This is a genomic window from Micromonospora sp. NPDC005291, from assembly GCF_040607415.1.
Lineage (GTDB): Bacteria > Actinomycetota > Actinomycetes > Mycobacteriales > Micromonosporaceae > Micromonospora.
The window spans coordinates 180,142-199,567 of the sequence record NZ_JBEXGR010000001.1; the positions used below are offsets into that span (position 1 = coordinate 180,142).

General features: G+C 70.5%; 15 protein-coding genes. 8 read left to right on the forward strand and 7 right to left on the reverse strand.

The features are described 5' to 3' along the window. Positions 1-4: 4 nt before the first annotated feature. Together ABZT18_RS00750 and ABZT18_RS00755 are read right to left on the reverse strand one after the other, a co-directional pair. Entirely contained in the window at positions 5-1,405 is a 1,401-nt protein-coding gene (locus ABZT18_RS00750) for an ATP-binding protein (protein ID WP_354993609.1), read from the reverse strand. 74 nt (positions 1,406-1,479) lie between these two features. After that, positions 1,480-2,136 (reverse strand): response regulator transcription factor, encoded by a 657-nt coding sequence (locus ABZT18_RS00755; protein WP_354993451.1) that lies wholly within the window; start codon positions 2,134-2,136, stop codon positions 1,480-1,482. 95 nt (positions 2,137-2,231) lie between these two features. On the opposite strand from ABZT18_RS00755, the gene ABZT18_RS00760 reads away from it, so the two are divergent. Then, positions 2,232-3,356 carry a sigma-E factor regulatory protein RseB domain-containing protein gene (locus tag ABZT18_RS00760; RefSeq protein WP_354993450.1) on the forward strand — a complete coding sequence of 375 codons (1,125 nt, stop codon included), beginning with the start codon at positions 2,232-2,234 and terminating at the stop codon, positions 3,354-3,356. A gap of 54 nt (positions 3,357-3,410) precedes the next feature. Here the strand turns inward: ABZT18_RS00760 and ABZT18_RS00765 are convergent, their stop codons facing one another. Then, positions 3,411-4,034, reverse strand: a complete 624-nt coding sequence (locus tag ABZT18_RS00765) for an SGNH/GDSL hydrolase family protein (RefSeq protein ID WP_354993449.1) — start codon at positions 4,032-4,034, stop codon at positions 3,411-3,413. Positions 4,035-4,180: 146 nt separating this feature from the next. Between ABZT18_RS00765 and ABZT18_RS00770 the strand changes: the two genes are divergently transcribed. After that, the gene (locus tag ABZT18_RS00770) at positions 4,181-6,475 is read left to right on the forward strand and encodes an ATP-binding domain-containing protein (protein WP_354993448.1); all 2,295 of its coding nucleotides are present in this window, start codon (positions 4,181-4,183) and stop codon (positions 6,473-6,475) included. 78 nt (positions 6,476-6,553) lie between these two features. Here ABZT18_RS00770 and ABZT18_RS00775 read toward each other — a convergent pair whose 3' ends face one another. After that, a complete protein-coding gene (locus ABZT18_RS00775; protein ID WP_354993447.1) occupies positions 6,554-6,976 on the reverse strand; it encodes a hypothetical protein in 423 nt (140 codons plus the stop codon). A 192-nt stretch (positions 6,977-7,168) separates the two neighbouring features. Between ABZT18_RS00775 and ABZT18_RS00780 the strand changes: the two genes are divergently transcribed. Further along, positions 7,169-9,211, forward strand: a complete 2,043-nt coding sequence (locus ABZT18_RS00780) for a glycerophosphodiester phosphodiesterase family protein (RefSeq protein WP_354993446.1) — start codon at positions 7,169-7,171, stop codon at positions 9,209-9,211. 179 nt (positions 9,212-9,390) lie between these two features. Further along, entirely contained in the window at positions 9,391-9,762 is a 372-nt protein-coding gene (locus ABZT18_RS00785) for a hypothetical protein (protein WP_354993445.1), read from the forward strand. Positions 9,763-9,835: 73 nt separating this feature from the next. Here the strand turns inward: ABZT18_RS00785 and ABZT18_RS00790 are convergent, their stop codons facing one another. The 3 genes from ABZT18_RS00790 to ABZT18_RS00800 form a co-directional block, all read right to left on the reverse strand. Next, positions 9,836-10,786 carry a sporulation protein gene (locus ABZT18_RS00790; RefSeq protein ID WP_354993444.1) on the reverse strand — a complete coding sequence of 317 codons (951 nt, stop codon included), beginning with the start codon at positions 10,784-10,786 and terminating at the stop codon, positions 9,836-9,838. A gap of 114 nt (positions 10,787-10,900) precedes the next feature. Further along, entirely contained in the window at positions 10,901-11,674 is a 774-nt protein-coding gene (locus ABZT18_RS00795) for a DeoR/GlpR family DNA-binding transcription regulator (RefSeq protein ID WP_354993443.1), read from the reverse strand. Positions 11,675-11,711: 37 nt separating this feature from the next. Continuing rightward, complete coding sequence (locus ABZT18_RS00800) at positions 11,712-13,715, reverse strand: beta-galactosidase (protein WP_354993442.1); 2,004 nt, start codon at positions 13,713-13,715, stop codon at positions 11,712-11,714. A 283-nt stretch (positions 13,716-13,998) separates the two neighbouring features. Between ABZT18_RS00800 and ABZT18_RS00805 the strand changes: the two genes are divergently transcribed. From ABZT18_RS00805 to ABZT18_RS00820, 4 genes are read left to right on the forward strand one after another with little or no spacing between them, the layout of a single operon-like run. Next, positions 13,999-15,333: an ABC transporter substrate-binding protein gene (locus ABZT18_RS00805; RefSeq protein WP_354993441.1), complete on the forward strand. Its 1,335-nt coding sequence runs from the start codon at positions 13,999-14,001 to the stop codon at positions 15,331-15,333. A 21-nt stretch (positions 15,334-15,354) separates the two neighbouring features. Then, positions 15,355-16,311 carry a sugar ABC transporter permease gene (locus ABZT18_RS00810; protein WP_354993440.1) on the forward strand — a complete coding sequence of 319 codons (957 nt, stop codon included), beginning with the start codon at positions 15,355-15,357 and terminating at the stop codon, positions 16,309-16,311. Next, on the forward strand, positions 16,308-17,222 hold the full coding sequence (locus ABZT18_RS00815; protein ID WP_354993439.1) for a carbohydrate ABC transporter permease: 915 nt from the start codon (positions 16,308-16,310) through the stop codon (positions 17,220-17,222). The genes ABZT18_RS00810 and ABZT18_RS00815 overlap by 4 nt, the downstream gene beginning before the upstream one ends. Continuing rightward, entirely contained in the window at positions 17,219-19,354 is a 2,136-nt protein-coding gene (locus ABZT18_RS00820) for an alpha-galactosidase (RefSeq protein WP_355250073.1), read from the forward strand. Before ABZT18_RS00815 ends, ABZT18_RS00820 begins: the two co-directional genes overlap by 4 nt. The last annotated feature ends 72 nt before the right edge of the window (positions 19,355-19,426 follow it).

Here is a 19,426-nt window from a genome sequence, read left to right on the forward strand (position 1 = left end):
CACCTCACTGGGCGGGTAGGACCAGCTCAGGGCCCTCCTCGGCCGCCGGGAGCAGCAGACACACGCGTAGCCCTCGCTGATCCTCGGCGTCGGTCAGGGTGATGCTGCCGCCCGCACGTCGGACCAGTTCCCGAACGATGGCCAGCCCCAGGCCGGCACCACCGTCGTCGCGGGCCCGTCCGTCATCCAGCCGGGTGAACCGGTCGAAGACCCGCTCCCGATCCGCCGGCGGGACACCCGGGCCGTCATCGGTCACCGTCACCAGGTGGTACGCCTCCGCCCTCGACCCGAGGCCAGGCCCGACCGTCCGCCACGCCGCTGCCGGCACCGCCTCGGCGGCGAGCACGACACTGCCGTACGCGTGCCGGACCGCGTTGTCGAGCAGGTTGGCCAGCACGCGACGCAGCTCGTCGACGTTGCCGGTCGTCCAGAGCGGGCCCAGCGGCAGCGCCACCCGCACCGGCGGCGGCGACGGGTAGCGGGCGGCGACCTCGGTCAGCAGCGCGCCCAACTCCACCGGGCCGGTCCCCCTGGCTGGTGGCGCCTCGTCCAGGCGGGCCAGCAGCAGAAGATCGTCGACCAGCCGGCTGAGCCGCTCGGTGTCGGTGAGCAGGTTGGCGGTCACCGCCGTCCAGTCCGTCCGGTCGGCGAGGCGCTGGGCCACCTCCAGCTCGGTCCGGATGTTGGTCAACGGGCTGCGCAGCTCGTGTGCGGCGTCGGAGACGAACGCCCGCTGCCGGACCCGGGCGGATTCCAGCCGGTCCAGCATGCCGTTGAGGGTGACCGCCAGCCGGTGGATCTCGTCGGCCGACGCGGGCACCGGTAGCCGGCCGGCGCCGGCCCGCCCGGTGATCTCCTCGGCGCCCCGACGTAGCGCCTCGACCGGCCGCAGAGTCGCGCCCACCACCCGCCACGCCACCCCGGCCAGCACGGCCACCAGCAGTGGAAACGCCACCAGCAGGATGACCCGGACCACATGGGTGCTGTGCCGCACGTCGGCCATCGAGCGGGCGACCAGCACGGTGAGCGGGTCGGCCGCGGTGCCGGCGGGTACGGCGACCACCCGGACCGGGCCCGCGAGCCCGACCCGCTCCGCCGGCACCTCCAGACGCTGCCGACGGTCGCGGTTCAGCCGCTCGGGGCGGACCATCGGCACCAGCCGGTCCGCGTCGATCGAGGCGGCCCTGATTCGCCCCTGCGCGTCGACGACCTGGACGCGGACCTGCCCGCCGGCCACGGGCAGCGGGTCGGGCAACGCGTCCTCGGCGGCGAGCAGGGCTACCGCGTCGGCGGTTCGGAACGCCTCGGTGTCGACCGTTCGCTGGAGCACGAAGCCGAGCGCGCCGAGCAGCACCACCCCACCCAGGGCCAGCCCGACGGTGAGGCCGAACACTCCGAGAGCCATGAGCCGCCCCCGCAGCCCGAGCACCGGCATCCAGCCGTGCCACGCCCGGCGGGCACGCGCCGAGCCGTCAGTGGTCACGTCGCCAGCCGGTAGCCGGCGCCCCGGACCGTCTCCAGCCGGTCCCGGCCGAGCTTGCGGCGCAGGTAGCCGACGTACACCTCGACGGCGTTCGGCGCGGTCTCCAGGCTCGCGTCCCAGACGTGGTCCAGCAACTCGGTCTTGGAGACCACCTGACCGGGCCTGCGCATCAGGTAGTCCAGCAGCGCGAACTCCCGCGCGGTCAGCGCCACCTCGGCGTCCGCCCGGGTGACCCGTCGGCGGGCCGGGTCCAGTCGCAGGTCACCGACCGCCAGCACCGTCGGGCGTTCCGGCGCGCCCCGACGCAGCAGCGCCCGTAGCCGGGCCAGCAACACCACGTACGAGAAGGGTTTGGTCAGGTAGTCGTCGGCGCCGCAGTCGAGGCCGTCGGCCTGGTCGTACTCGCCGTCCTTGGCGGAGAGCATCAGCACCGGCAACCAGTGCTGCTCCGCTCGCAACCGCCGGACCAGCTCGTAGCCGGAGAGGCCGGGCAGCATCACGTCGAGGATCATCGCGTCGTACCCGCCGTGCCGGGCCGCGTCCAGGCCGGCCGGGCCGGTCCCCGCCACATCCACCGCGAACCCCTCCGCCTGCAGGCCGCGTTGTAGGGCAGCCGCCAACCGGGCCTCGTCCTCCACCACCAGCAAGCGCACAGCTCAAGGGTGCCACCTGGGTCAATCGAGGCGGATCGGCGTCCTCAGCCCATTCACAGCGGCAACCGGGCAGGATGGTCGCAGGAGGTGCCCACATGTCCGTTCTGAGAAGTCGTCCCATCCTGCGCTGGCTGGTCCCGGCGACCGCCGCCGTCGCCGTCATCGGCGGTGGCGCCGCGGTCGGCACGTTCGCGGCCGAGGCTGAGCCGAGCCTGCCGCCACGTACCGCCGCCCAGCTCCTGGTCGATCTGCAGACCTCCCGGCTGGAGGGGTTGTCCGGGACCGTCGTGCAGCGCGCCGACCTCGGCCTGCCGCCGCTCGTCGGGCTGATCCCCGGCAACGACCTGACCACCCTGCTGACCGGCACGCACACCCTGCGGGTCTGGTATTCCGGCCCCGATCAGCAACGGGTCGCGCTGCTGGACACCCTCGGCGAGCAGGACGTGATCCGCAACGGGCGGGACCTGTGGACCTGGCAGAGCCGCACCAACACCGCCAGCCACCGCACGCTGGGCGACCCCGCGTTCGAGAAGCCGGCTCCCGAGGCGACGCCGAGCATGCCGGCCACCCCGCAGCAGGCGGCCGACCTGGCGTTGGGCGCGATCGACCCGAGCACCGAGGTCAGCGTCGGTCGGTCGGCCACCGTCGCCGGCCAGGACGCGTACGAGCTGGTGCTCCAGCCGCGCGACCGTGACTCACTGGTGCACCAGCTGCGGATCGCCATCGACGCCAAGCAGCACGTGCCGCTGCGTTTCGAGGTGCTCGCGAAGGGCAGCGACCAGCCGGCGTTCGAGGTGGCCTTCACCCAGGTCGACTACCGCCGCCCCGACGCCGACCAGTTCGCCTTCAACCCGCCGCCCGGCGTGACCGTCACCGAGGAGAAGGCCGAGCGGCCGGCCGCGGGTAAGCCCGGCCACGTCGAGCCCGCCGGTGATCCGGAGGTACGCGCGGTGGGCACCGGCTGGACCACGGTGCTGGCCGCCCGCCTCGACGGGGCCCTCGGCGGCAAGCCGGCCGACGCGAAGCCACCCGTGCCATCGGCCGACGCACCGGCCGTCGACATGTCCAAGCTGCTCGGCGGGCTGCAGGCGGTCAGCGGCGACTGGGGCAGCGGTCGGCTTCTCACCAGCAAGCTGTTCAGTGTGCTGCTCACCGACGACGGCCGGGTGCTCGCCGGCGCCGTCACCCCGGAGCGGCTCTACCAGGCCGCCCGCGGCTGATCTACCGGTGTACGCGCCGGGTCGACCCACCGGTCGGCCCGGCGCGTCGTCGTGTCAGGCGCCGAGAGCGGTGAGGTAGGCGTCGGCGAGCACCGCGTGGCCGGGCAGGTGGGGATGGACGCGGTCGTCGGCCCAGCGCTTCGCCGGGCTGACCGCCAGCACCCGGTCGAACGCCGCCTGGTTGGGCACGTGTACCGCGTCGAACTCGGCGGCCAGCCCTGCCACCACCGCCGCGTACCGGTCGGTGTCGGCGCGTTGCGGCTCGCTGCGGTCGGTCTCGATGAGGAACGGGTCACCGAGGATCAGCCGGCAGCCGGTGGCGGCAACAGCCCGACGGAGCAGGTCGCGCAGGGTGCGCTCGTACTCGTCGATTCCGACGGCCTCATCCGGCCGGTCGCCGTAGCGCCGCCAGATGTCGTTGATACCGATCAGCACCGAGAGCCAGTCGGGGCGCTCGGCGATGGCGTCGTCATCCCAGCGGGCGGCGAGGTCCCGAACGGTGTTGCCGCTCACACCCCGGTTGACCCACACCAGCTCCAACTCGGGGTGCCGCGCGTCGACCAGGGCGCGCACCAGGCTGACGTAGCCGCTGCCGTAGGGCGCGGCGTCGTCGCGTCGACCACAATCGGTGATGCTGTCCCCGATGAAGACCACCCGTTGCCCGGTCCGCAGGATCATTTGCCGCCACCTCGCGATCACCGGCGCGCCGGCCCGCCCGGCTTGGTGAGAACCGGCGGAACGCGCTATCTTCAACAGTTCGAGGGCACAAAAAAGAACGGCTAATAGCCGTTCCTGCAAAGGATTCTAATCTTTAGGGAGACGGCTTGTCAAGGCACTCCGGCGGTTCCGGCGAATTGCCGCTCGACGACGAGATCGGTCGCGAGCAGGAGTACGTCTCGATGCTCTACACCCGGCTGGATGGGCTGCGTGAGCAGGCCGCCCACCGGCTCACCGCCGAGCTGCGCAACACCGGCGGCACCCTCCAGGACCGCTCGCAGCGCGACAGTTCGGTGGCCATGTACGCCGATCAGGTCGAGCAGTTCTCCGCCGTGGAGAACGGGCTCTGCTTTGGCCGTCTCGACGGCGATGACGACTCCCGCCACTACATCGGCAGGATCGGGATCTTCGACACCAGTGGTGACTACGACCCGCTGCTGATGGACTGGCGGGCTCCCGCCGCCCGCCCGTTCTACCTCGCCACCGCCGCCAACCCGCAGGGCGTACGCCGCAGGCGGCACCTGCGCACCCGGCAGCGCAAGGTGACCGGGCTCAACGACGAGGTGCTCGACATCGGTAGCGCCTCCCCCGGCGCCCACGAGGAGCTGACCGGTGAGGCGTCGCTGCTCGCCGCGCTCAACGCGGGCCGCACCGGCCGGATGCGCGACATCGTCGAGACCATCCAGGCCGAACAGGACGCGATCATTCGTGCCGAACTGCCGGGCGTCATGGTGGTCCAGGGCGGTCCTGGCACCGGTAAGACCGCGGTCGCGCTGCACCGGGCCGCGTACCTGCTCTACACGCACCGCCGCGAACTCTCCAGCCGGGGCGTGCTGCTGGTCGGCCCGAACGCGACCTTCCTGCGCTACATCTCCCAGGTGCTGCCGACGCTGGCCGAGACCGGCGTGCTGCTGCGTACCCAGGGCGACCTCTTCCCGGGGGTGAGCGCCGAACGCGCCGAATCCGCCGATACCGCCGCGCTCAAGGGCCGGGCGGTGCTGACCGAGGTGCTGGCGCTGGCCGTACGAGACCGGCAGTGGGTGCCCGACGAGCCGCTGGAGATCGAGGTCGAGCGGGAGGCGCTGATCCTCGACCCGGAGACCGTGCGCGTCGCCCGGGACCGGGTACGCCGCGTCGACCGGCCACACAACCTGTCCCGGGCGCTGTTCGACGTGGAGATCGTGCACGCGCTCGCCGATCAGATAGCCGAGCGGATCGGCGCCGACCCGCTGGGCGGGGACAACCTGCTCGACGAGGCAGACCGGGCCGAGATCCGCCGGGAACTGCGGGACGAACCGGAGATCCGGGCCACTCTCGACCGGCTGTGGCCGGTGCTGACCCCGCAGCTCCTGCTGGCCGACCTGTACGCCGACCCCGACCGGATCGCCACCGCCGCGCCGATGCTCACCGACGGCGAGCGGGCACTACTGCACCGGGAGCCGGGTGGCTGGACCCCGGCCGACGTACCGCTGCTGGACGAGGCCGCCGAGCTGCTCGGTGAGGACGAGCGGGCCGCCGCCGCCCGTCGGGATCGCGTCCGCAGAATGGAACGCGAGTACGCGGAGGGCGTCCTTGAGATCGCCCGGGGTTCCCGCTCGATCGACGTCGAGGACGAGGCCGAGGGTGGCGAGATCCTCGGCGTGACCGACCTGATCGACGCGGACCGGCTGCTGGAACGGCAGGAGGAGACCGACCGCCTCACCACCGCCCAGCGTGCCGCCGCCGACCGTACGTGGGCGTTCGGCCACGTCATCGTGGACGAGGCGCAGGAGCTGTCGCCGATGGCCTGGCGGCTGCTGATGCGACGCTGCCCGAGCCGGTCGATGACCATCGTCGGAGATGTGGCGCAGACCGGCGCGCTCAGCGGCACGCCCTCCTGGGCGGACGCCCTCGCCCCGTACGTGGCACAGCGGTGGCGCCTGACCGAGCTGACGGTCAGCTACCGCACCCCTGCGGAGATCATGGCGGTCGCGGCCGACGTGCTGGCCGAGATCGACCCGGGGCTGCGGCCGCCGCGCTCGGTGCGGGAGAGCGGCGTACCCCCGTGGGACCGGGCGGTGCCCGACGGGCGGTTGGCGGCGGAACTGGTCGCGGAGGCAACCCGGGAGGCCGCCGGGCTGACCGAGGGCCGGCTCGGTGTGCTCGTGCCGGCCGGCCGGGTGGACGAGCTGGGCTCGGCGGTGACCGCCGCGTTGCCGGAGGCCGCCGTGGGCGAGCATCCTGAGCTGGAGAGCCGGGTGGTGGTGCTGACCGTCGCGCAGGCCAAGGGGCTGGAGTTCGACTCGGTGCTGGTCGTCGACCCGGATCGGATGGTGGCCGAGTCGCCACGCGGGCGCAGCGACCTCTACGTCGCGCTCACTCGCGCCACGCAACGGCTCGGCATCCTGCGCCCCAGCAGCTGATCGGGCACCCCTGGACATTGCGCCGCCCCCGCCGAGTGGTCGCTCGGCGGGGGCGGCGGTGCGATCTCACTCGGTGGATCAGTCGCCGACGGATCTGTCCCGGATGGACTTACCCGGACCGGTCGCGGACGTGGACTGGTCGCTGGTGCTCCCACCCATCGGGGTGCTCAGGCCACCGGTCGTCGCGTCGCCGGTCGTCGTCGGGGCGACCTTGCCCCGGTGCCGTTCCGGCTGCCGGGCCACCCGGCGCACGCTCGCCGGGCCCGCGGTGCCACCGGTGGTGGTCACCGCGCCCTGCCCTCCGACGGGGCCGCCGTCGCGCAGCACGGTCGGGTCGATCGGCTGGTGCGCCGGATCGTACGGGTCCTCCTCCTGGATGATCCGTTCCACGTCCGTGCGGGGCAGCGTCACCTCTTCGACGGCGCCCTTGCCGTACACGCCGCCAGCGATCCGGTCCTCGGCCTCGCGGGCGGCGTCCTGCCGCATGTCGTCCTCACGCACGTCCATCACCTCGCAGAAGCTGTGGAACCGACTGCGTGCCCGGCCACCGGCCGACCAAACCCGGCGTGACCGGGAGGGTGGTCCACGGCGGTTCACCGTCGCGCCGCCCGCAGGCCGCCTGCCCGCCGCCGGAGATGTCCATGCTGTCCAGCGACCGGTGGGAGATGCCCGCCGACAGGAGGGAATGACAGCGTGCGCACAGTACGCCGTACCGCAGTCGCGGCCCTGGTGGCCGCGACGGTGACGACCGGGCTCGCGGTGCCCGCCGAGGCGAAGCCGCGACCGGACCGGACATTCGACGTGCAGGCCCACCGGGGCGGCCTCGGGCTGCGGGTGGAGAACACCCTCGCCTCCTTCGGCAACGCCCTTCAGCTCGGGGTGAGCACCCTCGAACTGGACGTGCAGATCACCGAGGACGGTCAGGCCGTCGTCACCCACGACCGGAAGATCAGTGGTGCGAAGTGCATCGACACCACTCCGGTGACGCCCGGCGACCCGGAGTTCCCGTACGTCGGGAAGTACGTCAACACGCTCACCCTGGCCCAGGTGCGTTCACTCGACTGTGGCTCGAAGACGCTGTCGGACAAGCCAGGCCAGCTCGTCGTCCCGGGTGCCCGGATGCCGTTGCTGCGTGAGGTTTTCACCCTGGTCAACCGCTACCAGGCGAAGGACGTGAAACTCAACGTCGAGACCAAGGTGGAGGCCGGCGCGCCGACCGAGACCGCGCCCCGGGAGCAGTTCGTCCGGGTCACCGCGGCCGAGGTCCGTGCCGCCGGGCTGCTCAAGCAGGTCACCGTCCAGAGCTTCGACTGGGGCGCGCTGATGCGCATGCGCCAGGTCGAGCCGAAGCTGCCGCTGGTGGCCCTGACCAACTACGACTTCCTGCAGACCGGTCAACCGGGCGCCTCGCCGTGGCTCGGTGGGCTGGACATCGACGACTTCGGCGGCGACCCGATCCGGGCCATCCGCAGCTTCGGCGCCAGCGCCTTCTCGCCGGTGCACGGCTTCCCGCAGAACGGCACGGTCACCGACCCCGGCTACAAGCCGTACGTCACGAAGGAGATGGTCGCCCAGGCGCACCGCTACGGGATCAAGGTGATCCCGTGGACGGTCGACGACGTGCCGACCATGGCCAAACTGATCGACGACGGCGTGGACGGCATCATCACCGACTACCCGGACCGGCTGCGGGGCCTGCTGGCCCAGCGCGGCTACCGGCTGCCGGATGCGTACGCGGCGCCGTTCGACATCCAGGCGCACCGCGGCGGTCGGGCCACCCGGCCGGAGAACACCCTGCCGGCGTTCGCGAACGCGCTGGCCAACCGGGCCATCTCCACGCTGGAGCTGGACACCGGCGTGACCGCCGACGGCAAGCTCGTGGTGCTGCACGACCGCACCGTCAACGGGTCGCACTGCGTGGACACCGCCCCGGTGCGCCCCGGTGACCGTAGGTTCCCGTACGTGGGCAAGCCGGTGCACGAGCTGACCCTGGCACAGCTCAAGACCGTGGACTGCGGCACGAAGACGCTGCCCGAGATGCCCGCGCAGGTGCCCGCGCCGGGTGCCCGGATCCCGACCCTCGACGAGGTCTTCACCCTGGTGAAGGCAAGTGGCCGCCGCGACATCGGGATGAACATCGAAACGAAGATCAGCCCGGTGGTGAACGACACCGAGCCGTACCGCAGCTTCACCCGCAAGCTGGTCGACGCGATCCAGCGTGCCGGCTTCACCAACCGGGCCACCATCCAGTCGTTCGACTGGCGCACCATCACGTACGCCCGGCAGCTCGACCGGCGGATCGGCACGGTCGGCCTGGTCTGGCAGTACGGCCCGGCCGAGTGCGCGACCCTCGCTGACGAGTGCTCGCTCCAGGCGGCGTACGGGAACCCGTCGGTGAAGAGCCCGTGGACCGGTGGACTCGACTGGTGGAAGTACCAGGACCTGGGCAAGCTGACCCGGGCCGCAGGTGCTGGCACGGTGTCCGCCAACTGGCAGGTGCACGACCCGAAGCAGGGCACCGTCGCCTCGGCCGACTGGTACCTGCGGGAGAACCCGGCGTACTTCCACGGACCGGACGTCCGGACCCTCCAGACGCGCTACGACCTGAAGGTGATCCCGTACACCGTCGATGACGCGACGGTGATGCAGCGGGTCATCGACCTCGGCGTCGACGGCATCATCACCGACGACCCCGACCTCCTGGTGAGCGTCGCGATCCGCAACGGCCTGCGCTGACACACGCTGTCCACCCGATCGCCGGCCGGATTTTCCGGCCGGCGATCGGTGTTACCTGCTGCCGGGCCTCGGGTAGTCGGGGGGTGTCCCCGCCGTGCAAGCGAACCCTGCCGTGGCCGAAACGCGGTAGCGGGGCGAGGGAATGCAGGTACGCCTCATCGCATCCTGAGGAGGACCAGATGAGCACGCAGGCTGCTTCCACCCGGCCGATGAACCGGCCTATGAACGACCCGCAGAACCCCGCTGCGATGCGCGACACGCAGCAGATGCCGGTCATGCACGACGGGCATCGCAACGACATGCGGGCACCTGGCACGGAGACCAAGCAGGCGTTCAAGACCACCGAGTTCTGGATCTACTTGATCGCCGTGGCCGCCGTCCTGGGCGCCTCGCAGGTCGTCGGACAGAACTCGGCCGGCGTGGATATCTTCCGGGCCGACAACGCCTGGTTCCTGATCACCCTGCTGACGCTTGGCTACCTCGGTAGCCGTGGCCTGGCCAAGGCTGGCAGCGCCTGGCGCAGCGGCGAGGAGCGCAAGACCCGGCACTGACCGGGTAAGCGGCTTCACAGCGCGCGGTGGCCTCCGGGAGAACCTCCCGGAGGCCACCGTCGTCTGTGGACGACTACTCGTCGCCGCCGAAATCTCCGCCGAAGTCGCCCTCGAACGCGTCCTCGATCATCTCGCCAGCGATCATGCCACCGGCGACGCCGAGCGCCGCACCGGCCACCATGCCGCCCATTCCGGGCCCACGGCGTTGACCATGCCCGTGGCTGGGGCCGTACTGCGAGCGCAGGCTGCCGTAGCGGGACGTGGTTTCGCGCAGCCAGCCGTCGACGACCTGCGCCCAGTCCACCCGGTCAGCGTCGGTGTGCGCCACCTGGTAGCGGCCGAACGCGTCGTGTCCGGAGCTGAGGAACCCACCGCGCTTGTCGCACTCCAGGATGACCTCGACGCCGCGCTGACTGGTCACGAAGGTCAGCTCGACCTCACTGATCGTGCTCGAGTATCGCGGCGAGGCGAAGAACTCGATCTCCTGATAGAACGGCAGCGTCTGCTGGACCCCCCGGATGTGACCGCGCTCCAGGTCCGCGTGCTTGAACTGGAAACCGAGCTGCTGGAACGCCTCGAGGATCCGCTCGTGCACCGGCAGCGGGTGCACCGCCACCTGGTCCAGGTCGCTCTTGTCGACCGCGCGGGCGATCGCCAACTCGGTGCGCAGGCCCATCGTCATGCCGCGCAGGCGCTGGCCGTACACGTCGGTGATCGGGGTTTCCCACGGCACCGGCAGCTGGAACGGGATCGAGAGCTGCTGCTTCGGGGCGAGCTGGAGCGGGCCGCTGACCACCATCCGGTGGAACTCCATCGTGCCCGCGTACTCGGTGTCGTGTCCTTCGATTTCGACCCGGGTGACCAGGCCGATCACCACCTGCTCGATGGCTGCCTCAGCGTCGCCACCGATAAGGTTGACCTGCCCGTCGAGGGTCAGGCCGGGCCGGGTGTTGGGGTTGGTCAGCACGGTGTCCACGCTGGGACCGCCCACACCGAACGCGCTCAACATCTTCTTGAAGACCATCGAAACTCCTGTGCGACGCCGACCGCTCCAGGTTGGAGTCGGACGTTGACTCGACGGGACCTTATCCAGCACCCCTGTGAGGTGGCTGTGAGGCGCCCCGCATCCCGCCCGCACTCACGCTTCGACGACGACCAACTCACCGACCTGCTCGCCGATCGTGGTACGCGCCTCGGTCGGCAGCCCGACGTCGGTGATCAACACGTCGGCTGCCTCCAGTGGGGCGATCGTCGCGATGCCGATGGTCTCCCACTTGGTGTGGTCGGCGAGCACCACCAGCCGGCGGGCGGCCCCGATCAGGCAGCGGTTGACCCCGGCCTCCAGCAGGTTCGGTGTGGTGAACCCCGTCCGTGGGCTGAGGCCGTGCACCCCGAGGAAGAGCAGGTCGACGTTGAGCGCACTGATCGCCGCCTCGGCCACCGGCCCGGTCAACGCGTCCGACGGCGTGCGGATGCCCCCGGTCAACACGACCGTCTGGTCGGCACGCGGGTTCTGGTAGAGCGCGTCGGCCACCGGGATCGAGTTGGTCACCACGGTCAGCCCGCGTACGTCCGAGAGCAGGGTGGCCAGCGCGGCGGTGGTGGTGCCCGCGGAGAGCGCGATGGCCATCCCCGGCTCCACCATCTTCGCCGCCCATTCGGCGATGGCCCGCTTCTCCGCCTGCTGACGGATCGACTTCGCCGCGAAGCCGGGCTCCTCGGCCGAACCCGGCCCGGCGAGCGTCGCGCCGCCGTGCACCTTGTCGACCAGGCCGCGTTCGGCCAACACCTCCAGGTCACGCCGGATCGTCATGTCGGAAACGCCGAACCGGCTGACGAGTTGACTCACCCGTACACCGCCGCGTTGGCGGATCAGATCAAGGATGGCGGTCTGCCGCTGCTGGGCGAGCATCTGAGGAACCTCCTTCGCGCCGTGACTGTCGTCAGGATCAGGCCGAATCGTCGGTCGGTTCCTCACGGACGACCGCCACCTCACCGGCCGGCAGTGCCAACTCACCGGCGCACCGCGCTCCGGTCAACAGCTCGACGCCGTGGGCCGGGAGCCGCACCTCGGTCTCGGTGTGGTTGATCGCGAACAGCCAGGTCCGATCGCCGTCGCGGCGGCGGACCACCTCCACCCCGGACGGCGCCGACGCCGCCGGGCGGACGCCGGCCTCGGCGACGAGCCGGGCGACCAGCCGGTCGGTGGCCGGCTCGTCCAACCGGGTGCCGACGTACCAGGCTGCGCCGTCGCCGACCTCGTGCCGGGTCAGCGCCGGCACGCCCGGCAAGGGCCCATCGGTGTACGAGGCGAGCACCTCGGCGCCGTCGGGGTGCAGCCACTCGGTCCACACGTCGGCGGTGCTGCCGTCGTCCAGCTGCACCTGCTCGCCCTCGCGCAGCGGGAAGAACTCCTCGGTCCGTACGCCGAGCAGCTCCCGGAACGCGCCCGGGTAGCCGCCCAGCCGGATGTGGTCGTTGGAGTCCACGATGCCGCTGAAGTAGGTGACCGCAGCGGTGCCACCGGCCTCGACGTACCGGCGCAGCGCGTCGACGTCAGCGTCCCGGACCAGGTAGAGGGTGGGCGCCAGGACCAACCGGTAGCCGCTCAGGTCCGCCGACGGGTGGACGATGTCGACGGTCACGCCGGCCCGCCACAGCGCGCCGTACAGCGCGGTCAGCCGGTCGGCGTAGTCGACGTCGACGCTGGGGTGGGAGTCCAACTCGACGCCCCACCACGCTTCCCAGTCGAACAGGATCGCGACCTCGGCGTCCACCCGACTGCCGCGTACCTCGGCCAACGCCTTGAGGTCCGCGCCGAGCTGACAGGCCTCGCGGAACACCTTGGTGTCCGGCCCCGCGTGCGGCACCAGCGCGGAGTGGAACTTCTCCGCGCCGGCCCGGGAGGCACGCCACTGGAAGAACAGCACCCCGTCGGCGCCGCGGGCGACGTGCGCGAGGCTGTTGCGGCGCAGCTGCCCGGGCAGCTTGGCCACGTTGCGCGGCTGCCAGTTGACCGCGCTGGTGGAGTGCTCCATGAGCAGCCACGGATCGCCACCGGCGACGCCGCGGGTGTGGTCGGCGGCGAGTGCCAACCCGACGTGCGCCAGGGAGTCGGCGGCGGTCAGGTAGTGGTCGTTGGACACGAGGTCCACGTCGTCGGCCCAGGAGTGGTAGTCCATGTGCTTGATGCCGGTGCCGATCATGAAATTGGTGGTCACCGGCTGGCGGACCAGCGTGTTCAGCAACGCGCGTTCGGCGCGCAACTGGGCGCGCTGCTCGTCTGACGAGAAGCGCAGGAAATCCAGCTGCTGTGTGGGGTTGGCGAAGGTCGGCGCGGTGCGCGGCGGGTTGATCTCGGCCCAGTCGCCGTATCGCTGGCTCCAGAACGCCGTGCCCCAGGCGTCGTTGAGCCCATCCAGGTCGCCGTAGCGCTCGCGCAGCCAGTCGCGGAACGCCTGCGCGCTGACGTCGCAGTAGCAGTGCACGTTGTGGCAGCCCAGCTCGTTGGAGACGTGCCACATCACCACGGCGGGGTGCTCGGCGTACCGGCCGGCAATCGCCCGCACCAGCTCCAACGACCGCTCGCGGAACACCGGGGAGCTGGGACAGTACGCCTGTCGTCCACCCGGCCAGAGGATCGTGCCATCGGCCCGGCGGGGCAACGTCTCCGGGTACGCCCGAGCCAGCCAGGGCGGCGGGCTGGCGGTGGCGGTGGCCAGGTCGACCTGTATGCCGCCGTCGTGCAGCAGATCCAGCACCCGGTCCAGCCAGCCGAACTCGAACCGGCCGGGAGTGGGCTCCAGCAGGGCCCAGGAGAAGATGCCGACGGAGACCAGGTTGACCCCCGCCCGGCGCATCAGCTCGACGTCCTCGGACCAGGTCTGCTCGGGCCACTGTTCGGGGTTGTAGTCGCCGCCGAAATAGATGCCGTCACCGTGCCATCGCCGCATGAGAGCTGAGGGTGCTCCTGGCAGGACACGAAAGTCAACAGGTTCCAACATCGATTTCTTTCCAACGTTTACCTCGTAACGGCCGTATCACGACTGGGTTACCGGAGGCGAACTGCCCTCTTGACAGCGCTCCCGGGACGGGTAGCTTGAGGCCCCAATGGCCGTTCGTGTTCGCCAATGTGGATTCTCGGTGGATACCAATGTGTGATCACGACGCCGGGCCTGCCTTCACCACCCCTGACGACCCCTGGGCGTAGCACCTCTTCATCCGCAGGAGGCACAGATGTCCCGTCCCCAATCCCAAGCCGAGTACCTGGCTCGGCTCGTACCGTCATCCGTTGCCGGCATCAACCGACGCTCGCTGCTGGCCGGCGCGGCCGGCACCGGCGCGCTGCTCGGCACCGGCCTGCTCGCCGGCTGCGGCGACGACTCCGGCTCCGGCTCCGGCGGGTCCACGAAGGACGTGTCGCTCGGCTCGAACCAGTCCGACCCGAAGCCGAAGGACGTCATCGCCAAGGTCGCGGACGGGTTCAAGACCTCGTCCGGCGTCCAGGTCGCGGTGAACACGGTCGACCACAACACGTTCCAGGAGAACATCAACAACTACCTGCAGGGCAAGCCGGACGACGTGTTCACCTGGTTCGCCGGCTACCGGATGCGCTTCTTCGCCCAGAAGGGCCTGGCCAGCGACATCAGCGACGTGTGGGGCAAGCTCTCCGGCTACTCCGATGCCTTCAAGAAGGCGTCCACCGGCGACGACGGCAAGCAGTACTTCGTCCCGGCGACGTACTACCCGTGGGCGGTCTTCTACCGCAAGTCGGTCTGGCAGCAGTACGGCTACCAGACGCCGAAGACCATCACCGACTTCACCAACCTCGGCGCGCAGATGAAGAAGGACGGCCTGACCCCGATCGCGTTCGCTGACAAGGACGGCTGGCCGGCGATGGGCACCTTCGACATCCTCAACCTGCGGATCAACGGGTACCAGTTCCACATCGACCTGATGGCCGGCAAGGAGGCCTGGACCTCCGACAAGGTCAAGAAGGTCTTCGACACCTGGGCCGGCCTGCTCCCCCTGCACCAGCCGGACAGCCTCGGCCGCACCTGGCAGGAGGCCGCACAGTCGTTGCAGCAGAAGAAGAGCGGCATGTACCTGCTCGGTCTCTTCGTCGGCCAGCAGTTCAGCAACGAGGAGCAGAACGACCTCGACTTCTTCACCTTCCCCGAGATCGACCCGGCCATCGGCGCCAAGGCCCTGGACGCCCCGATCGACGGCTACATGATGGCCCGCAAGCCCAAGAACGAGGACAACGCCCGGAAGCTGCTGGAATACCTCGGCAGCAAGGACGCCGCGAACATCACGGTCAAGAACGACCCGGCCACCCTCGTCGCCAACACCGGCGCCGACGTCAGCGGCTACACCGCGCTGCAGAAGAAGGCGGCCGAACTGGTCGGGTCGGCCACCGAGATCGCCCAGTTCCTCGACCGGGACACTCGGCCGGACTTCGCCTCCACGGTGATCATCCCGGCGCTCCAGCAGTTCATCAAGGACCCCAAGGACATCGGCGGGCTCACCTCGTCCATCGAGAACCAGAAGAAGTCGATCTTCACTGACTGACGGCGGAAGGGGAAGGACATCGTGTCCGACCTGCCCCTGATCCAAGCGGATCGCGCCGTGCCGCCGCCGGCCACGACCACCTCCACGGGTGGTCGTCGCCGGCGGCTACGGCTCCTGTCCCGCACCGACCGCGTGGTCATCACGCTGATGGTGCTCGTCCCGCTGCTGCTCGTCACCGGGTTCGTCTGGCTGCCGGCGGCGGCCACCGTGCTGCTCTCCGGCACCAACTGGGACGGCATCGGCCCACTCAACGACATCGAGTTCGTCGGCGCGCGCAACTACAGCGACGTGGTGAACATCTACCCGCCGTTCGTGCCGGCGGTCCAGCACAACCTGCTCTGGCTGGCGGCACTGTTCGTGATCGCCACCCCGTTCGGCATGTTCCTGGCCGTCCTGCTCGACAAGGAGCTGCGCGGCAGCCGGTTCTACCAGACCGCGCTCTACCTGCCGGTGGTGCTCTCGCTGGCGCTGATCGGCTTCGTCTGGCAGCTGCTCTACTCCCGCGACCAGGGTCTGATCAACGCGGTGTTCGGCAGCAGCATCGACTGGTACGGCGACTCGAACGTCAACATCTGGGCGGTCATGGTCGCTTCCGGATGGCGGCACGTCGGCTACATCATGCTCCTCTACCTGGCCGGGCTGAAGGGCGTCGACCCGTCGCTGCGGGAGGCCGCCGCGGTCGACGGCGCCTCGGAGAGCCGAGCCTTCTTCCGGGTGGTGTTCCCGGTGCTGCGACCGATCAACATCATCGTGCTCGTGGTGACGGTGATCGAGTCGCTGCGCGCGTTCGACCTGGTCTGGGTCGTCAACAAGGGTCGCAACGGGTTGGAGCTGATCTCCGCGCTGGTCACCCAAAACGTGGTGGGTGAGGCGAGCCGGATCGGGTTCGGCTCGGCACTGGCGACGATCATGCTGATCGTCTCGCTGGTCTTCATCACCATCTACCTGGCGACTGTGATGAGGGAGAACCGGGAATGAGCACCGCGACCAGCACCCGGCGTACCGAGGGCGGACCCGACGCGCCGCAGCGCCGCCGCAAGATGACCCCGCTGCGGATGCTGCTGCACGGCTTCCTGATTGTCGTCTCGCTGATCTGGCTCTTCCCGATCGCCTGGGCGGTCCTGACCTCGCTGCGTTCCTACGAGTACACCGCAGCCAACGGCTACGTATCGTTCGGCGGCTGGACCTTCGACAACTACGTCACCGCCTGGCGGACAGCGGAGTTCGGCCAGCACTTCCTCAACTCGGTATACATCACCGTGCCGGCGGTGCTGCTGACCCTCTTCCTCGCCTCCTGCGTGGCGTTCGTCATCGCGCGGTTCAGCTGGAAGCTCAACCTCGTGCTGCTCGGGGTGTTCACGGCGGCCAACCTGCTGCCCCAGCAGGCACTGCTCATCCCGCTGTTCCGGCTGTTCACCGAGGTGCCGCTGCCGGAGTTCATGAGCGACTCGGAGCTGCTCTACGACAGCTACTGGGGCCTGATCCTGATCAACGTGGCCTTCCAGTGTGGATTCTGCGTCTTCGTGCTCAGCAACTACATGAAGGCGTTGCCCCGCGAGCTGTACGAGGCGGCCATGGTCGACGGGGCGACCATCTGGCGGCAGTACTGGCAGGTCACCATGCCGTTGTGCCGGCCGGCCCTGGCCGCGCTGGCGACCCTGGAGGTGACCTGGATCTACAACGAGTTCTTCTGGGCCACCGTCCTGATGCGGACCGGCGACAAGTTCCCGGTCACCAGCTCGCTCAACAACCTGCGCGGCGAGTTCTTCACCGACAACAACCTGGTCTCGGCGGGCAGCGTGCTCGTCGCGATCCCCACCCTGGTGATCTTCTTTATGCTCCAGCGGCACTTCGTCCGGGGCCTGACCTTGGGAGCCTCAAAGGGATGACGATCCTGCACCTGCGCCGCGCGCGGACCAGCCTGGTGCTCGACGCGCGCGGCCCAGGGCTGCCCCGGGTCGTGCACTGGGGCGGCGACATCGGCGACCTCGACGACGACGGCCTGCGCCAGCTCGTCGACGCGACAGTACCGCCGGTGGTGCCGAGCAGCTTCGACGAGCCGACCGTGCTGTCGCTGCTGCCGGAGCCGAGCGCCGGCTGGAGCGGCCGACCTGGCCTGGCCGGGCACCGCGACGGCACCGGCTGGTCCACCGCGTTCCGACTGGACGGCCTCGACGTCGACCAGCCCGTCGAGGGCTCGGCGCGGGTGACCGTGCGGGCCAGCGACCCGACCGCCGAGCTGTCGCTGACGGTGGAGATCGAGGTGGACCCGAACGGGTTGCTGCTGCTGCGCCACCGACTGCGCAACGACGGCGACAGCGCGTACGAGCTGCGGGAGCTGACCCCGGTGCTGCCGGTGCCGGCGGTCGCCACCGAGTTGCTCGACCTGACCGGCCGGTGGTGCCGGGAACGGTCCCCGCAGCGGCACCCGTGGCAGCAGGGAAGCTGGGTCCGCGAGGGCCGGCACGGGCGCACCGGGCACGACGCCACGCTGCTGCTGGTGGCGGGCACCGCCGGGTTCGGCTTCGGCCACGGCGAGGTCTGGGCGGTGCACACCGCGTGGAGCGGCGACCACGTCACCTTCGCCGAGCGTCGGCCCACCGGCGAGTCGACCCTCGGCGGCGGCGAGTTGCTGGCCCCCGGCGAGATCCGGCTCGGGCACGGCGAGTCGTACGACACTCCCCTGCTCTACGCGGTCTGGTCCGACGCCGGGCTCGACGGGCTCAGCGACGTGTTGCACACCCATCTGCGGGCCCGACCCGGGCACCCGCGCTCCCCCCGCCCGGTGACCCTCAACGTCTGGGAGGCGGTCTACTTCGACCACGACCTGGACCGCCTGCGGGCGCTCGCCGACCGGGCCGCGCAGATCGGCGTGGAGCGCTTCGTGCTCGACGACGGTTGGTTCCGGGGCCGGCGCGACGACACCGCCGGGCTCGGCGACTGGTACGTCGACGAGAGCGTCTGGCCCAACGGCCTGCAACCGTTGATCGACCACGTGACGGGCAGAGGCCTGGAGTTCGGCCTCTGGGTCGAGCCGGAGATGGTCAACCCCGACTCCGATCTGTTCCGCGCGCACCCCGACTGGCTGCTGGCCGTACCGGGACGACTGCCGCCGGCCTGGCGCAACCAGCAGGTGCTCGACCTGGGCCGCTCGGAGGCGTACGACCACCTGCTGGAACGCCTCGACGCGCTGCTCATCGACCATCCCGGCATCAGGTACCTCAAGTGGGACCAGAACCGGGACCTCACCGAGGCCGGGCATCACGGCCGGCCCGGGGTGCACGAGCAGACCCTGGCGGTCTACCGGCTCCTCGACGAACTGCGCCGCCGGCACCCCGGCGTGGAGATCGAGAGCTGCGCGTCCGGCGGCGCCCGGGTGGATCTGGCCATCCTGGCCCGTACCGACCGGGTCTGGGCCAGCGACTGCAACGACGCCCTGGAACGGCTCAGCATCCAGCGTTGGACCGGGTTGCTGCTGCCACCGGAGCTGGTCGGCACGCACGTCGGCCCGGAACGCTCGCACACCACCAACCGCGTACACGACCTGTGCTTCCGGGCGGCCACCGCGCTCTTCGGCCACCACGGCATCGAGTGGGACATCGCGTCGATCAGCATCACGGAGCAGACCGAGTTGGCCGCCTGGGTGGCGCTGCACAAGCGGCTCCGCTCGCTGCTGCACGCCGGCCGGGTGGTCCGGGTCGACCACCCGGACCCGGCCGTCTGGGCGCACGGCGTGGTCGCCCACGACAACACCCGAGCGGTGTACGCGGTGGCGCGGCTGGCCACCTCGGTGACGCAGACCCCGGGCACGGTACGACTGCCCGGCCTGGACCTGGGCCGGCGTTACCGGGTGCGGCCAGTGTCGGGCGTACCCGCTCCGGCCACCATCGACCGGTCCGCGCCCGCCTGGCTGACGGGGGGTGTCACCCTCAGCGGGGCGGCGCTGGCCCGGGTGGGTGTGCAGCTGCCCGCGTTGCACCCGGAGCAGAGCCTGGTGCTGGAGGTCGACGCCGTCGACTGAAAAGATTCCGGGGAATCTTCTGCCGGGGTGTCGAGAAGGGTGCCGCCTGCTTCTACCTCAGGGTGAGAGCAC

Bases quoted from the DNA above. Each gene is read 5' to 3' on its own strand.
- ABZT18_RS00805 (WP_354993441.1), top strand. From the start codon at position 13,999: ATGTCCCGTCCCCAATCCCAAGCCGAGTACCTGGCTCGGCTCGTACCG.
- ABZT18_RS00765 (WP_354993449.1), bottom strand. From the start codon at position 4,034: ATGATCCTGCGGACCGGGCAACGGGTGGTCTTCATCGGGGACAGCATC.
- ABZT18_RS00760 (WP_354993450.1), top strand. From the start codon at position 2,232: ATGTCCGTTCTGAGAAGTCGTCCCATCCTGCGCTGGCTGGTCCCGGCG.
- ABZT18_RS00800 (WP_354993442.1), bottom strand. From the start codon at position 13,715: ATGCGGCGATGGCACGGTGACGGCATCTATTTCGGCGGCGACTACAAC.
- ABZT18_RS00790 (WP_354993444.1), bottom strand. From the start codon at position 10,786: ATGGTCTTCAAGAAGATGTTGAGCGCGTTCGGTGTGGGCGGTCCCAGC.
- ABZT18_RS00815 (WP_354993439.1), top strand. From the start codon at position 16,308: ATGAGCACCGCGACCAGCACCCGGCGTACCGAGGGCGGACCCGACGCG.
- ABZT18_RS00785 (WP_354993445.1), top strand. From the start codon at position 9,391: ATGAGCACGCAGGCTGCTTCCACCCGGCCGATGAACCGGCCTATGAAC.
- ABZT18_RS00750 (WP_354993609.1), bottom strand. From the start codon at position 1,405: ATGGCTCTCGGAGTGTTCGGCCTCACCGTCGGGCTGGCCCTGGGTGGG.
- ABZT18_RS00795 (WP_354993443.1), bottom strand. From the start codon at position 11,674: ATGCTCGCCCAGCAGCGGCAGACCGCCATCCTTGATCTGATCCGCCAA.
- ABZT18_RS00820 (WP_355250073.1), top strand. From the start codon at position 17,219: ATGACGATCCTGCACCTGCGCCGCGCGCGGACCAGCCTGGTGCTCGAC.